The 16,336-nt window shown below is 50.2% G+C and carries 8 protein-coding genes; 6 read left to right on the top strand and 2 right to left on the bottom strand.

The features are described 5' to 3' along the window. Positions 1–634: 634 nt before the first annotated feature. The 3 genes from E1919_RS04835 (at position 635) to E1919_RS04825 (ending at position 4,401) form a co-directional block, all read left to right on the top strand. Positions 635–2,311, top strand: a complete 1,677-nt coding sequence (locus E1919_RS04835) for a PQQ-dependent sugar dehydrogenase family protein (RefSeq protein WP_162052227.1) — start codon at positions 635–637, stop codon at positions 2,309–2,311. An 892-nt stretch (positions 2,312–3,203) separates the two neighbouring features. Next, complete coding sequence (locus E1919_RS04830; RefSeq protein ID WP_162052226.1) at positions 3,204–3,740, top strand: EF-hand domain-containing protein; 537 nt, start codon at positions 3,204–3,206, stop codon at positions 3,738–3,740. Between the two features lie 79 nt (positions 3,741–3,819). Further along, positions 3,820–4,401, top strand: coding sequence for an EF-hand domain-containing protein (locus E1919_RS04825; protein ID WP_162052225.1), 582 nt, complete (start codon positions 3,820–3,822; stop codon positions 4,399–4,401). Positions 4,402–4,536: 135 nt separating this feature from the next. Here E1919_RS04825 and E1919_RS04820 read toward each other — a convergent pair whose 3' ends face one another. Continuing rightward, positions 4,537–6,048, bottom strand: coding sequence for a GH3 auxin-responsive promoter family protein (locus tag E1919_RS04820; protein ID WP_162052224.1), 1,512 nt, complete (start codon positions 6,046–6,048; stop codon positions 4,537–4,539). 702 nt (positions 6,049–6,750) lie between these two features. On the opposite strand from E1919_RS04820, the gene E1919_RS04815 reads away from it, so the two are divergent. Next, complete coding sequence (locus E1919_RS04815) at positions 6,751–9,750, top strand: PA14 domain-containing protein (RefSeq protein WP_162052223.1); 3,000 nt, start codon at positions 6,751–6,753, stop codon at positions 9,748–9,750. Positions 9,751–10,421: 671 nt separating this feature from the next. Then, positions 10,422–14,243, top strand: coding sequence for a BamA/TamA family outer membrane protein (locus tag E1919_RS04810; RefSeq protein WP_162052222.1), 3,822 nt, complete (start codon positions 10,422–10,424; stop codon positions 14,241–14,243). A gap of 168 nt (positions 14,244–14,411) precedes the next feature. On the opposite strand, the gene E1919_RS04805 is transcribed toward E1919_RS04810, so the two are convergent. Further along, positions 14,412–15,461, bottom strand: a complete 1,050-nt coding sequence (locus tag E1919_RS04805) for a CNNM domain-containing protein (protein ID WP_162052221.1) — start codon at positions 15,459–15,461, stop codon at positions 14,412–14,414. A 527-nt stretch (positions 15,462–15,988) separates the two neighbouring features. Between E1919_RS04805 and E1919_RS04800 the strand changes: the two genes are divergently transcribed. Next, the gene (locus E1919_RS04800; RefSeq protein WP_162052220.1) at positions 15,989–16,288 is read left to right on the top strand and encodes a hypothetical protein; all 300 of its coding nucleotides are present in this window, start codon (positions 15,989–15,991) and stop codon (positions 16,286–16,288) included. Positions 16,289–16,336: the final 48 nt, after the last annotated feature.

Genomic DNA, 16,336 nt, shown 5'->3' with positions numbered 1-16,336 from the left:
ACTTTAAAAGCTACGAACGCGCTCAACCCATTGTTTGTCGTCCAGAAGAAACATAATGAGAAATTCTGTAAGCCTTTCCGTGGACCGGACTGGCGTCCTGTCCTTCCGCCGCTACTTGCTCAGTAGGCAGGGTCTATGTCCAGATCATCGGCTACATCTTTTACCGATCCCCTCGCACAGGAGGGGTCAATGGTCATCCGCTTGAAGGAGACGTCAAATACGCCTCTAGCCATTATAGTCAAATTTAATACTTTAAATAAATATGCCTATCAAAGGCCTCGTTTTAAAGGTAGCAAGTTCAAAAACACAGCACGTACGCAGTGCAATGTGCTAAAGGTTTAATAAAAGTTGTGAGCCCGGTTTCTCTCGGGCACAAGGTAAAACCGAAGTCAGTTAATAAGAGTACACAGTGTAATGAACAGCCTTGAGACCAGACAGAAAAGAGAGGAAAATTCGTGCCGTTGAACAAGCAAGTATAGGTGTAGAGGTACAAAGGGCCTGAAAGTAAAGGTGTCTGCAATCGCCACAGTGTTTGGCCTAAATGAGCAAATCAGGGCAGGCTGTTCTAAAGGAGGTAGTACGGCAGTTGCTGACGCTCTACCCACTGCAAAGCTATTTTTCTTTTTATATACCTATGAAAACTAAACATTACTTGTCTGCTCTTGCCAGTCTTTTTCTGCTCCTGGCTCTTCAAACAGGCTGCACCTCATCCGGGGGAAACAAAGCAGGAAACGCGGGGACTGACGCAACCGCTAATACTGGAATCCAGGACCAGCCTAACAACACCAAAGGAGTCACTGAAACATCCGGCACACCCGAGAACACGCGAAAGGTGAGGCCGGAGGATGTCGTGGTGCCGGAAGGGCTTAAAATAGAGGCCGTATCACAGGGGCTGACCTATCCTGTGGACGTTACTTTTGATGACGAGGGCAGCGTCTATATCGCCGAAGCGGGGGGACACACGTACGGCACAAAACCTGAGAAGGCCCCAAGCGCCCGCATCATGAGGCTCACGGAGGACGGGAAATGGGAAGTGGTGTATGACAAGGTGGTACCGGTGGATGTGATAAAGAACGTCTCTTTCCCGACAAAGGGGAAGCTTCCCGAGGGGCTGATTCCTCCTGTTACGGGCGTCACGCATCATGAAGGGAAACTCTACGTCTCGCACAGGTCCCGCTACTCCTCATATGACCTTCAGACAGGCGAGTTCAAAACCATTGTCGATGGGCTTCCCTCCTGGGGGGAATTCCTGAACGCAAAGCCTATCTTCAAAGACGGCAAAATGTACTTCTTCCTGTCCACTCAAGGTAACACCGGCGTGCCGGAAAAGCACTGGACAAGCGTGATGGATATCTTTAACAAGCCGCAAGCGCGTGAAATACCGGGGGAGGATGTGGTGCTGACAGGGCTGAACTATTGGGTACCTACAAAGGGGATGAAGAGTGTGAACAAAGACTCTGTGCTGACAGGGGTTTATGTATCCTTAGGCACGGTAACAGAGTATGGGCAGGTGATTGAGGGGCAGGAGGTTTGCAACGGCGCTTTCTACAGCGTGAACCCTGACGGAACGGACTTGAAGAGGATAGCCTGGGGATTCCGCTCCAGCTTTGGGTACCGTTTCTCACCCGACGGAAGGCTCATCACCACCATGAACAGCGCCAACCCCATGCCCCCGCGCGGCCTCTACTTTGATTATGAGCAGGTATATGAGGTGAAGGAGGGGGAATGGTACGGCTGGCCGGACTTCTACAGCGGCATTCCCATCACAGATGAGCGCTTTGAGTACAAAGACGAGGTGCGAAAGTTTGCTCTGACCGAAGAGACGCACCGCAAGCTCCTGAATGGAAAAGAGAGGCCTGTTCAGCCTATTGCACTGCTGCCCGTGCATAGCGCAGCCGAAGGAATGGTGTTCGGTAGGGAAGGCTTCGGGGTAGCGGAAAGCGATATACTTGTCGCAGAGTTTGGGGCCATCATCCCTTTCTTCAAGGGAGAGAAATACCACCCCAACTTCCCCAAGGAGGTGCCCACAGCAGAAGAGAATGCGCCTCCCGGCGTTTCCTACAACTGGCCCGGCTTCAAGGTGCAACGGGTAGAGCTGGTCACAGGCAATGCGTATGACTACATATACAACGAAAGCAGGGTCCCCGCCTCTGCTACTCAAAACGCTGGTGGCCTGGAGCGTCCTATTCAGCTGGAGTGGAGCCGGAACGGGGAGCTGTACATCGTGGACTTTGGGATAGTGGAGTTCAACTCCAGCGGCATGAGCGCTCACCCTTTTACAGGGGTACTCTGGAAGGTCAGCAAGAAGTGAGTGCATAAGCAAGAACATGTCACCCTGCCACATGGCTGCTGCACAATTGTACCCTAAGCGCCGCAAGAGCTAAAATAGCCCTGGACTAGCATCTTGCTTCTTGTCCAGGGCTACTGCTTTTACCCTGAATTCCTTATAATATTTATGCTAAACGCCCATCGGAAGCGTCATCTTCAGCTTGTCCCATGTCATAACAACAGTGGAATTGCAATAGTGTATTAGAGGCTTTTTCTTCGGCAGTCACAATTTGTTGGTGTGACCATTCTTCATACTGGCAAGGGGGCCGGTAGCCCAAGGCTGAAAGCCTCCTTTTTCAGTTAAAGAAGCCTTCGGTGTACCCGAAGATGGCTATCTTTGCCTCTGTTATGGTGGCGAAATTGTGGTAGTATACCTTTTCAATCTTCATTGTCTTAAACAAGTTCTCTGCCACACTTGGGAAGACGGCCTTTGGTTTTACTCATTCCCCCGGGGAGGGTTTGCTTACAATAAGCATCAGGCCTAAACCATGCTGATATCCCTCTGTGATCCTCTTTTCGCCGGTTTCCCTCCTGTCTCAGTTATCAACTGATAGTTCAAACTTGCAAATTCTTATAGCCTAATTGTTGCACATGTTCGGCCGCATTGTTTTATTTTATTTCATGTATTCTGTTAATTTACAACTACTTAAATTTTTTTTTATTGAACGATGTGCAGCAGTAACCGTAAGTATAGAGCAGGTATGTATAATAAAAGTTAAATAAAACTTAAGATTTCCGACTATGAAAATGGCAAAATAATACATGTGGAGAAAGATGGGGGACAGGGCTTTTCAGGAACTACCCTGCAGGAATTCTCCCTGGTCTTTTTGCTAACACAACAAAACAGGAACACATGTTAACCTAATCTAATAGCTATGAAAGAAAACAGAACAAACATCAGGAAGTGGTCCGTAAAAGGGCTCAGTCTGCTACTGGCGGCGGGTATGGCTGCCTGTGCGACAGGGGCGGACGCAGATCTGGGTACCGGTCCGTGGGACAGCAATGAGTTTAACTCCACATTCGCCTCCAATGACTACTATGAAGACTGGGATACTAACGACGATATCCTGCTGGACCTGAACGAGTTCAACACCGGCCTCTACGACACCTGGGACTTGAACGACGACAATCAGCTTGACGAGAACGAGTGGAACACAGCCTCCAACGACTGGGGGCTGGAGAACGAGACCTGGTCAGAGTGGGATACCACTGGGGACGGGTTTCTGGATAATAACGAGTTCGGAACCGGCTTTGCCGACAGCGGGTGGTTCAACAACTGGGACCTGGATAACGACAGCATGTTAGGGGAAAGGGAATTCACCGATGGCCTTTTCGGCCAGTGGGACAGTAATGCCGACGGTATACTGGACGATAATGAGTTCGGGTACTACAACACTTACTTCGGTATATAAACAAGTCTTACATCTAAGGGAGCGCCTGTTGAAAGGTGCCCTTTTTAATTTAAATGTTAAACGATAAACTAGAAGAAATATGAAGAAAGAAACGAGCGTATTAAAAGGAATTAGAAACGGGTTGTGCCTTATCCTGCTGGGAGGAATGGTTGCCTGCACTGGTGAGAACACCACTGGGGTGGAAGAAGGCGGATTGGCCGAAACAGAGTTGGGCGAAACCGAAGAAGTAATCTCAGACACATGGGACAGCAACGAGTTCAACACTACCTTCGCCTCCAACAACTATTATGAGGATTGGGATGCCAACGATGACAACCTGCTGGACCAGAACGAATATAACGCCGGCCTCTACGACACCTGGGACGTGAACAACGACAACCAGCTCGACGAGAACGAGTGGAACACCGCCTCCAATGACTGGGGTATGGAAAATGGGACCTGGGCAGACTGGGATACCACCGGGGACGGAATCCTGGACGAGAACGAGTTTAATACCGGCTTTGCCGATGCCACCTGGTACGGGGACTGGGACATGGACGATGACAACATGCTGAGCGAAAGAGAGTACACCGACGGGCTATTCGGCCAGTGGGACGGTAATGCCGATGGTATGCTGGACGATAACGAGTACGGTTACTACAACACCTACTACGGCGACTAATCCGGCTGACACACCTACAAAAGGAATGCATGTTTTTGCTTGCAACATTCTTTTAAAAAGCGAACTATTGCAGTAGGATGTGCTTTTTTTCACTGCGGGAGGCTCGAATCCATCAAAAGGTTTGGGCCTCCTTTTTTAGCTGATGGCTAGTTCCATCAGCTCCTCAACAAACTCCCGGGAGTTAGACAGGCGGGGCACCTTGTTCTGCCCCCCAAGCTTGCCCCTTTTCTTCATCCAGTTATAAAAGGTGCCTTCTGCTACCTGGTGCAGAATAGGGGGCAGAAGCGCCATGTTCTGATGGCGGCGAGAGTCATAATCAGAGTTCAGCTCACGCAGGGCCTCGTCTAAAGCAGCTGTAAAGTGTTCTGTATTCTCAGGCGGACGGATGAACTCCACCACCCATTCGTGGTGTCCCTTTTTGCCGTTCTGCACATAAACGGGTGCAGCTGTAAACTCCTTCACCAAAGCGCCAGTGGCATCGGCGGCTTTGGTCATGGCCCGTTCGGCGTTTTCAACCATGAGCTCCTCTCCAAAGGCGTTCATAAAGTGTTTCACGCGCCCGGATATTTTAAAGCGGTAGGGGGAAGTGGAGGTAAACCGAATGGTGTCGCCTATCTTGTAGCGCCACAGTCCGGCGTTAGTGCTGATCACCACGGCATAATTTTCCCCTACTTTCACTTGTTCCAGCCCTACTGCCTGAGGGGTTTCCTCTCCATGCTGATCGAGCGGAACAAACTCATAGTAAACCCCATAATCCAGCATCAGCAACATTTCATCTGGTTCGCACGCGCCGTCCTGCAGCCCGAAGAACCCTTCGGATGCGTTGTATACATCCATATAAGTAACCTGGTCTGAAGGAAGAAGTGTGCGGAACAACTCTCTGTAAGGGCCAAAGGCAACCCCTCCGTGCGCAAAAAACTCCAGGTCAGGCCAAACTTCCAGTAGGTTAGACTTACCTGTAACCTCCAGCACCCGTTCGAGCAACACGTGCGTCCAGGTGGGTAGGCCTAGTATACTGGTGATATTCTGCCTGGCCACCAGCTCTGCCATCTTATCCAGCTTCTGTTCCCATGGCAGAAAAGCTATATCTTTTGGTGGAGTGCGATTAAGCTCAGCCCAGACAGGCAGGTTTTCGGTGATGATGGCCGATATGGCTCCATAGTAGGCGGGGCTTTCTTCCTGGTCGATTGGTTGGAGCGTTCCTCCCACAGACATGGCTTTTCCCAGAAAGAACTTACTTTCGGGGTGCCGGTCCAGGTAGAGCATGATCAGGTCTTTCCCTCCTTGGAACTGACAGTCCTCCAAGGCCTCCTGCGAAACTGGAATAAACTTACTTCTGTCGCTGGTGGTGCCGGAGGATTTGGCATACCATTTTATCGGGGTAGGCCACAGGACATTCGCCTCTCCCCGCATCATCCGTTTGATGTGGGGGGCCAAGTCATCATATTCCGACACCGGCACGCGCTGCTGGTACTCCTCAGGAGATTTAATGTCAGCGTACCCGTGTTCCTTTCCCCAGGCTGTCTGTCGGGCCTGCTGCACCAGTTGAGCAAGCACCTCCTTTTGCACTTCGTGCGGATGCTGCCTGAAGTGTTCAATCTGGTTTAGCCGCTTCGAGGTGAGCAGGGCAATGAGGGCGTTCAGCATGATGTGATGTTTCTCTCCTCTACGTATTCAAGCCCGTAACGATAAATGATGGTTCTTTCAGGGGTGATGCTGATTGATCTTTATCTTGTTTGCCTGTCTTTTATCAGGCAAGATACTTTAAAATCTATTATCAGGAAACGGAGAAGCTATAGGAAACATGCTGGCATGGCACAGAGATTTGAATTAACTACAGGGAGCCGCTTGCTGCTTTAATAAAAATCTTAAGTTTCAAGAGGTGAGACGAAGGTTCTGTGATACCAGCCATGCAGGAGCAGTTCATGTGGCATGCGGAGCTTTTTCATAAAGCAAGAAGTCTGTTCTCGAGTTTTCCCCTTCTTCCACCACTACAGCGCCAACGGCTAGGCGCTGGGCCGAAACAGGATAAAAAACTGGGCGGCAGCAAGCAAATGAAGCTCCTGTAGCCTCTACTTTTTAATTACTTTATTTTTACTGTTATCTTAATGTAAGATACTAATTGTTAGTGTATTACATTGTAAAGTGAGCGATTGCTTTTTACCTTTTAAATCAATACATTGAAATTACAGGCACCGACACCTAAATTCGAATAACCTAGACTTATCCTAAAGACCAGCGCCTGAATTGTGCTGGAGGAGCTTGTAAGTCAGGTGCAAGTTCTCCTTTGGAGCAACTACAGCAATAGGAAGATTGCCAAAGTCAAGAGACAATATAACCAATTGATAGATGAAGCTTAACGTCAAATTCCTCGTTCCCATGTTTGTGATCGTGTTAGGAGCGGGAGCATGTAGTAAAATTACACAGCTTGGCGGCGACTCGCCACAGGTGGAGAGACCCCGCGAGGCGTGGGTGTTGCGTTCCGTTTTAGATCAGAAACCCAGAATGCTCAGCATAGCGCTGCATGATAGTTTATGGGTTGCCTATAGCACCGAGACAGCCTCGCTTTACAAAGCCTGGACCGGAGGCATTAACTTTGACGGCCCTGTCTACACTGCTGCTCATGGTCCTCAGCCTACCACGAAAGGCATAACATACATGCAGGAGGAGGAGGGAAACCCCTGGAGAGTGGTATTGAATGGGGAAGAAACCATTCCGGAAATTGTTTATAAGGGGCACGTTATCCAGAATAATAAAGTTTCTTTGAACTATGAGCTAATAAGTCAGGGGCAGAGAATTAAAGTAGTGGAGAGACCTGAATTTTTCTCCTCAGCTAATGGGCAAGTTGGCTTTGAAAGAGTGTTCGAAACATCGGGTGTGCCTTCCGGCGCACAGGTAATCTTAGAGACGCACCTGAGCTCACTTCCTGCTGAAAACAGCTACAAGACCGACGGGAAGTTCATTGTGTCAAATAAAGCAGCAGAAGAAGCAGGAGACAGGGAGTTTCATGACGTGAGCGGTCACCTTGTGTTGAATAACAACCGGGAAACAAGCCTTTCTGTAGTGTTGGCTCCCAAGCCAGCTGACATTGTAGCGGGTGAGTCCCTTTTCGGAGAAGAGGCAGTGTTTGCCCTGATGGCGAAAAGCGACTGTAATACATGTCACAACAAAGATGTGAAAACAGTTGGCCCTGCTTATATGGCCATTGCAGAGCGCTATGAAAATACCCCTGAAAACAAATCCAAGCTGATAGCCAAGATAATTGAGGGAGGTGCCGGTAGTTGGGGTGCTATACCTATGACTCCACATCCTGATCTTCCGAAAGAAGATGCAGCGACCATGGTTTCTTATATCCTGTCGCTAAACGAGGAGCCGAAGGAAGAAGTTGATGCCAGCAAATATATGCCTGAACCCCCTTTTGAGATTTCCTTTCAGCAGGTGAGCCCAACACAGGAAGATGCAGAGAAGCCAGGTATAGCTGTAAACGTTTTTCAGTTCAGCGATATAGTGAATGACTTCCCGGAGATCAATGATGAAATGCTACCTACCTTCTCCGGAACTGTTAATGCACTTCACGTGAATAATGAGGAGTTTGGGGAGCTTCAGAAAAACTTCGTGGTACATGCCAGCGGCATTTTAAATATCAAAGAGACGACCAACATCGATTTCCGGTTGGTAAGTGATGATGGCTCCCGACTGTTTATTGACGATAAGCTGGTAATAGACCATGGCGGTAACCACGCGATGGAACCTAAAGACGGAGAAATTATTCTTAAACCTGGAAAACATCCTTTCAGAGTGGAGTATTTTCAGGGAGGAGGAGACAGAGGACTTTCTTTGCAATGGAGGCCATATGGTGCAGCGGAGTATGCGGTGGTGCCACCGGATGTGTTCACCTTCAACAGTGCCTCCATCAAAAAGACACAGGCTGCTCCGGTTGCTGCCAGCAGCAACGTAACCCCCGGTGATGCTGCCCCACTAGAGGCAGTACATCCCAGTTTTACCTTGGCACAGGCCCGACCTGAGGGCTTTGAGCCAAAAGTGGGTGGAATGGACTTCCTGAGTGACGGTAGAATGGTGGTAAGCACCTGGGATTCTTTGGGCTCAGTATATATTTTGGATGGTGTACAGGGGACAAACCCAGAGGATATCAAGGTGAAAAGAATAGCCTTTGGATTGGCCGAGCCCCTGGGGCTGAAGGTGGTGGATGATGAGATCTACGTGCTGCAGAAGCAGGAACTGACCAAACTGGTTGACCTGAATAACGATGACATCATTGATGAGTATCAGACCGTAGCAAATGGCTGGAAAGTCTCTGCCAATTTTCATGAATTTGCTTTCGGCCTTGTTTACAAGGACGGGTATTTCTATGGTACGCTGGCTACGGCCATCAATCCTGGTGGTGCCAGCACACAGCCCCAGATCCCGGACCGGGGCAAGGTATTGAAAATATCTAAAGAGGACGGATCGTATTCTTTAATAGCCAGTGGCCTGCGCACGCCTAATGGGATTGGCCTTGGCGTAGACAATGAGATTTTCATCGCCGACAACCAGGGGGATTGGCTACCTGCGAGTAAGATCATTCACCTGCAGGAGAATGCCTGGTATGGGTCACGCTCTGTTGATTTCAAGGGAACAGAGGGCATGAAAGAGACTTTGCCTGTTGTGTGGCTGCCACAGGATGAAATAGGTAACTCGCCCAGCCAGCCGGTGAAAATAAATGTGGGGCCTTACAAAAATCAGATGCTACACGGGGAGGTGACGCATGGCGGTATCAAACGGGTTTTTGCAGAAAAAGTAGATGGTGCCTATCAAGGGGCAGTTTTCAGATTCACCCAGGGCCTGGAGGCAGGTGTGAATCGCCTGGCGTGGGGCCCCGATAGCGCCCTCTATATTGGAGGCGTTGGCTCCACTGGAAATTGGCAGCACTATGGTAAGCTGGGACACGGGTTGCAAAAGCTAACTTACAATAACAAAACAGCCTTTGAAATGCTGGCTGTCCGGGCAAAGCCGAACGGTATAGAGATAGAGTTTACGGAGCCGCTCAAAGAGGGAGTTGGCACCAAGGCCTCTGATTACAATATCCGGCAATGGCGATATGAGCCTACAGCTGAGTATGGTGGTCCTAAGCTGGATGAGAAAGCCCTTGATATCAAGAACATCAACGTCTCAGCGGATCGCAAGAAAGTTTTTCTGGAATTAGGAGGTATGAAGCCAAAGCATGTTGTGTATGTGAGGCTAAATAATGAAACCTTTACGAGCAGCACTGGCAAAAGCTTGTGGTCAACAGAGGCATGGTACAACATGAACAATCTTCCTGCACCAACTGGGCCTATTGGCAAAAGGTAGTCAGCTTTGAGTAAGTTGTATTGAAGCAAATCTGATGAAGTAAAAGCTCCGGGCAGGCTCGCGCGAGCCAGTCTGTAAGAAGGGGGAGAGGGTAGCTTGTGGCTACCTTTTCTTTTGCTTGGGCCTGAACAGAAGACTCCCTACCGCATGCTTCGGTAAAAAAAATTATGGGTTTCTGGTTACTGCTACTGAGAATCAATCTTTCAGAGAGCCTGCTGAGTTCAAAACATGCCTGAGAACGGGCAGGTGGTAGCCCTGATATCCTCCAAAGCCACAAACGCAGCGACAATAGCTTTTACCATATGCCTGTTCAGGACGAGGTGCCGCCGCTTGCCTGCGTGAAACAGGAGTCTTTGTAATACGTAAAGCAGCATCAGCCTGCTTCCAGTGGCTCTGTAGCGCCCACTGGCACCTTTAACAGCAGGTAACGAAGAAGCCAATAGCGTGTGTGCCAGCGAAACAACGGCAGGTCATGTGAATGTAGCACATGAATACTAGGAGGCTCCCATTCCTGCTAACAGACATCCTGCTGGCCCTTCTGGCAACCTGCTCCGCGGGTGGCGTAAAAGGTAAGTAGCGTCGCCTGGTACCAGTCAGTGTCTGACCGGCAAGTGTAGTGATGCTTGCCAGGGTACCGGGAAAATGGGTATAACAAGAAAGGCCTCTAGCTTATGATCAGAAAATTACAGAAATGGCGGGAACTGAGTTTTCGCTTTGGGTGGAAAGTTTCTTTGGGCCTTACCCTTACGGGCTGTGTTTCCCTCGAGCCTTATTACAGTAAACAGGCACAAAACTGGCAACAGGAAAAGCCGGCACCTGAAAGTGAGGTGCTGTACAGCGTGTTCCTGATTGGTGATGTGGGCGCCCCTGACCTGGAAAACGGAGAGCCCTCGATGTTGCTCATGCGCCGGCAGATGGAAGCAGCCGGGGCGAAAAGCGCTACTATCTTTCTCGGTGACAACGTGTACATGAACGGCCTTCCGCCCCCAGGCAAGTATGACCGTGAGATTTCAGAAAAACGGCTCAACGCGCAGCTTGATATCTTGCGGGGATACGAGGGGGAGAAGTACATGATTCCCGGTAACCACGACTGGAACCACAGCGGGCGCGGGGGGCTGGATGCCGTTACGCGTGAGCAGCGTTATGTGAATGAATACCTCACAGACGAGAACATTGTAGTGGGAGGCGATTTCTATGTGCCCGGCGACGGCTGCCCCGGCCCTTATGAGGTGATGCTGAGCGATAACCTGGTGCTGATTGCCTTGGACACGGAGTGGTGGCTGCACCCTTTCAACAGGCCCTACGGCGATAACAGTAGCTGTGGTGCCTCCACAGAGGAAGAACTACTGGTGCAACTGGAAGATGTCATCGAAAAGCACAGGGGCAGGGATGTACTCGTGGTGGGCCACCACCCGCTTATAACGCGCGGGGAGCACGGCGGCTTTTTTACCATCAAAGATCACCTTTTTCCGCTTACCTTGCTGCGCGACTGGATGTATATGCCACTTCCTGTTATCGGCTCCATTTATCCCTTTGCACGAAAGTACGGTGGCATCCTGCAGGATATTCCGCACCCTCGCTACCAGGCCTATATCGAGGGTGTGATGGACATCTTTACCAGGTATGACAACATTACGTACGCAGCTGGGCACGAGCATGGGCTCGAGTACTTCAATTATAACGGGCTACCGCATATAGTGAGCGGATCGGGCTGTAAAGTTGATTATTTAAAGCCAGGTGGATCCGCTACATACCTGCAGACTGTAAAGGGCTATGTGCGGGTAAACTATCACCAGAACGGGGAGGTGTGGGCCGAGTTCTGGGTGCCGACAGATAAGACGGGAGCAACGGGAGAAGTAACGTTCCGAACACAGCTTTATGCCAAAGAACCCCTAAAGGAGAGGCCGCCGATTACAGATAACACCAACTACGCCGACAGCACTATCACCCTTGCCGCCAATACTGCCTATGGGACCACCAAGCTGCGTGAAACGCTGGTAGGAAGTCATTACCGGGAAGAATGGGCGACTCCCATAGAGGTGCCGCTGCTGGACTTAAAAACTGAGTTGGGCGGTCTGACGCCGTACCAGAAGGGTGGCGGTAAGCAAACAGCCGCGCTGAAGGTGCGCACCCCAGAGGCAAAGGAGTATACGCTGCGCAGTGTAAACAAGCGCACGTCTACGGTACTACCCGAGTTCCTGCGCGAAACGGCAGTGTCTACGCTGCTACAAGACCAGATCTCTTCACAGCACCCCTACGGCGCTCTTATTGTGCCGCCCCTGGCCGAAGCGGCAGGCGTTTTTCATACAAACCCGAAGTTAGTCTATATCCCTAACACACCGTACCTGAGGCAGTACCAGGATGAGTTTGGGGATGTACTTGCGCTGTTGGAGGAGGACCCGGACGAGAACCATGAGGAAACTGCCAGCCTGGGCAACGCCGAGAACCTGATAGGCACCGATAAACTGCTGGTAGAACTGGAGCAGGACAACGATAATGAGGTAGACCAGCAAGAGTATGTGCGGGCCCGGCTGTTTGACATGCTCATCGGCGACTGGGACCGACATGAGGGGCAGTGGCGCTGGGTAGAAGAGAAGAAAGAAGGTAAAGGAAAACGTTATATTCCGGTGCCCGAAGACCGGGACCAGGCTTTCTTTAAGGCCGAGGGCATCCTGCCCTGGCTGGCTACACGCAGGTGGGGCATCCGGAATATCCGGAGCTTTGAGCATGAGTACCGGGACATCATCGGCTTAAACCTGAACGGGCTGACGCTGGATAGGGGCTTTACCTCTAAAATAACCAGGCAGGAGTGGCTCAGGATCGCTGAGGACATCAGGCAAAGCATAACAGATGAGGTGATACAGGAGGCTGTGCAGCAGTGGCCGGAGTCTATACGCGAACTGTCAGCCGAGGAGATTACATCGAAGTTAATGTCTAGAAGAGACAAACTACCGCAGGCCGCAGCGGAATACTACGACTTTCTGGTGCAGCACATCGATATAACCGGCAGCGACAAGCACGAGCGCTTTGAAATCAAACGCATCAATAACGAAGAAATGCAGGTGCTGGGATATAAAATCTCAAAAGAAGGAGAGATACTGGAGGCCCTGTACGACCGTACTTTTTACACCGACGAGACCAAGGAAATCCGGCTTTACGGCATGGATGGGCAGGACGAGTTTATCGTGTCGGGAGAGGTGGACAAGAGTATAGTGGTGCGCATAATTGCCGGGGGAGACGAAGACCTGGTGGTAGACTCCTCGCAGGTGAGCGGCCTGAAAGAGTATACCCTTGTCTATGACACCGCCGAGGGAAACGTATTTAACTTTGGCAGCGAGACAGAGGACAAGACAGAGCCTTATGACGAGGTGAACCTCTACGACCGCGACAATTACAAGCCTACCTATGTAGCCCCCCGCTTCTCGGCAGCTTATAACGTAGACGATGGACTGCTGCTGGGCGCAGGCCTGCTGCTGCGCACCCACGGGTTCCGGAAATACCCCCATGCGGCAGAACACCTGCTGGAGGCTAAATACGCCTTCATGACCAACTCACACGATGTGCGCTATAAAGCTGACCTGCGCGATGTGGTGGGGGAATGGAACCTGGCGCTGGATGCCCACCTGCAGGGGCCGCAGTTTCAGCGCAACTTCTATGGTTTAGGTAACCTCACGGAGCAGGCTCCTGTCCTTGGTGATGAGTACTACCGGGTGCGCTATGAGCGCCAGTCTCTTGGTGCAACTTTTTTCAGACACCCGGTGGCGTTCCTGAGGGTAGGTATTGGCCCTACCTATGACAGGTTTCAGGTGACAATGCCTGAGGGGGAGTCCTTCCTGCTTAGCGAGGCGAGGAAGGGGCGCCTTCGTGAAGGAACCTACCAGCCTGAAAAAGGCAAGTTTGCCCCGCAGCACTATGTAGGAGTCAAGGCTTACACCGATATGAAAGTGCTCGGTGGAGGTAGTACAGAGGCTAATCCCCGGATTGGCATGCGCTGGTACAATACCATCAGCTACAACAGGCAGGTGGGAGGCGAGCAGCTAAGTTACACAAACCTGAGCTCAGAGTTCCGGTTTTACCTCAGTCCTTATTTCCCGTTTCAGGTAACCTGGGCGGGTAGGATTGGCGCCGCACATAACTTCGGGGACTATCGCTTTTACCAAGCCAACACCTTGGGCGGCACGGAGAACCTGCGTGGCTACCGCCGCACACGCTTTGGCGGCCGCAGCAGCGTATATGCCAACGGCGAGGCACGCCTGCAGCTTTTAGGCTTTAATCTGTTCCTCGTGCCTGGTAAGTTCGGTATACTTGGGTTAGTAGACGCAGGCAGGGTGTACGTGGAAGATGAGGCGAAAGAAGCCTTTTTCCGCAGCCTTCACACGGGGTACGGCGGTGGCTTGTGGGTGGATTTCCTGGGCCGTTCCGTACTTTCGCTAAGTTACACTGTGGGCGAGGAAGAGGAACTGCTGATGCTGAATTTCGGATTCTTTTTCTAACACAAAGAAGGAACTGCTTGTGGAAGGCACGAAAGACTGTACCATGAGCGGGAAACAGCAAACAGAGAGGAGAGGAAAAATGACTTAAGCTAAGAAAGCTGCTCCTTCTCCAGTTAAGCATTGCAATTCCAAGATGGAAGTCGGCGCCGGAGCAGAAGCCTGGTTCATCTACTCGTCTTCGCTTCCCAGTGGTCTGGTGCGTTTCTGCCACTTTTCGCGAGCCCACTTCTGCAGGTCTTCTATATCATCAAACTCATCCGTAATCTCCAACCCGAGTAAGGTTTCGATGATATCTTCCATTGACACAAGCCCTGCGGTACCGCCATATTCATCTATCACCAGCGCAATGTGCTCCTTCTTCTTCATGATTTTGGTGAAAAGCTCAGGAATTGGGGTATACTCCCCGGCTACATGAATTGGTCGCTCAATGGCCCTGAGCGGCAGATTCCCATCTCCCTTGATAATTCGGTGCAACACCTCGTCTTTCAGCACATAACCAGTGATATGGTCAATTGATTTTTCAAAGACCGGAATACGGGAAAAGCGCATATTGGTGAAATTGTCGTAAAACTCCTGTATGGTCTGCTCTACGGGAGCAGCTTTGATGACGGTGCGTGGCGTCATGATGTGGCTGGCCAGTATTATGTTAAACCGCAGCACGTTGTTGATAACGCGTGATTCGTCTTTGTGCAAAATCCCTTCTTTAGCTCCAATTTCGGCCATGGCCGTAAAGTCAGCGCGGCTCAGCACGCTCTTGTCTTTATCACGCTTCAGGCGTTTGGTGATAAACTGAGAGAAGAGGATAATAGGGTATAGCGGGGAGTATATCATCACCTTCAAAGTTTTTACCGTGAAGGGAGTAAGTTGCTTCCAGTAGTTAGCGCCAAGTGTTTTGGGGATAATCTCTGTCAGGATAAGGATAACGATGGTGAGCACAATGGATACTACAGTCAGATACTCCTCGCCCCAGATAAGTTGCGCCTGTGCGCCCACACCGGCTGCCCCAATAGTATGGGCGAAAGTGTTGAGGGTAAGGATGGCAGCCAGCGGCATGTCGATGTTGTCTTTGAAATGCTGCAGGTCTTTGCCCAAAGCAGGGTTCTCCTTGCCCACAATGTTAGCGTGGGAAGGCGTGATACTCAGCAGCGACGCCTCCAGCAATGAGCATAGAAAGGAAAAGAGCAGTGCAACAAATAAATATATAAGGAGTAGGGTCATAGTTTTATTTACTGACGTTACGCAACACCAGAGTATAATTTGTTTTAAGTCCCAGCGGGATGACCTGTTAATAGCTAGATGACCAGAAACCACCCTTAGCTCCAGCGGAGCGGCCTGTATATATATTCCCCAACAGGTTGCTCCGATGGAGCTAAAGAATAGTGAGACTCTTTATTATATCAACAGGTCGTCCCGCCGGGACTCTCGCGTAACGTCAGTTATTTAGTAGGGATCAAATATAGATGATAATATGTAATCTGATTTAAATATTTAAACTAGCTCTTGGGCAAGAGTTACGAAAGATGCCCTACACTCATGTACTAAAAACGAAACAAAGCTTTCTCATAACATTTCCTCTGAAGAAGCGTTATTAAGCAAGCATCTCAAACTATATTTGCATCCAGATTACAATTTAGCTGTATCCACACCTATCCTATAACTTCTTGAGTTTATTTAGAAGACATATTGCATGGTTTAGGAGCCTGTCCTTTATTTTGATGTTGCACCTGTTTAACTACAGTGTCAACATGGAGGATCATCGCCTGCGCGATGAGGTGAGCGGCAGCGACAAGTACAACGAAATAGAAACTCTCGCTGAGTTGGCACTAACGCTTCTTTTTCAGGAAGACGGCGCTTTGCCTGACGAGGCCAACGACATAGACGAGACCAAGGCTGCAGCAGGTATAATCGCTATAATACCTGCAACTTTCAGTTTCAACACCCAGGTGCTTGCTTTACGCGAACCTACCAACTTCCAGGATTACCGCAACGGATACCTAAATCTGGTATACGACATATGTCCCCCTCCACCCAAAGCCCAGGTTTAATTTCGGATTTACAGCGTCTGCCTTCCCGCAAACGCTAATGCTGCATTT

Origin of the sequence: Pontibacter pamirensis (assembly GCF_010015475.1) — a bacterium.
GTDB classification, from domain to species: Bacteria; Bacteroidota; Bacteroidia; order Cytophagales; family Hymenobacteraceae; genus Pontibacter; species Pontibacter pamirensis.
The sequence above is the reverse complement of the archived record's forward strand: the minus strand, read 5'-3'. Positions and strand labels throughout refer to the sequence as shown.

Excerpts from the sequence above, each read along its gene's own strand:
- E1919_RS04830 (WP_162052226.1), top strand. The coding sequence starts at position 3,204 with ATGAAAGAAAACAGAACAAACATCAGGAAGTGGTCCGTAAAAGGGCTC.
- E1919_RS04835 (WP_162052227.1), top strand. The coding sequence starts at position 635 with ATGAAAACTAAACATTACTTGTCTGCTCTTGCCAGTCTTTTTCTGCTC.
- E1919_RS04805 (WP_162052221.1), bottom strand. The coding sequence starts at position 15,461 with ATGACCCTACTCCTTATATATTTATTTGTTGCACTGCTCTTTTCCTTT.
- E1919_RS04800 (WP_162052220.1), top strand. The coding sequence starts at position 15,989 with ATGGAGGATCATCGCCTGCGCGATGAGGTGAGCGGCAGCGACAAGTAC.
- E1919_RS04820 (WP_162052224.1), bottom strand. The coding sequence starts at position 6,048 with ATGCTGAACGCCCTCATTGCCCTGCTCACCTCGAAGCGGCTAAACCAG.
- E1919_RS04815 (WP_162052223.1), top strand. The coding sequence starts at position 6,751 with ATGAAGCTTAACGTCAAATTCCTCGTTCCCATGTTTGTGATCGTGTTA.
- E1919_RS04810 (WP_162052222.1), top strand. The coding sequence starts at position 10,422 with ATGATCAGAAAATTACAGAAATGGCGGGAACTGAGTTTTCGCTTTGGG.
- E1919_RS04825 (WP_162052225.1), top strand. The coding sequence starts at position 3,820 with ATGAAGAAAGAAACGAGCGTATTAAAAGGAATTAGAAACGGGTTGTGC.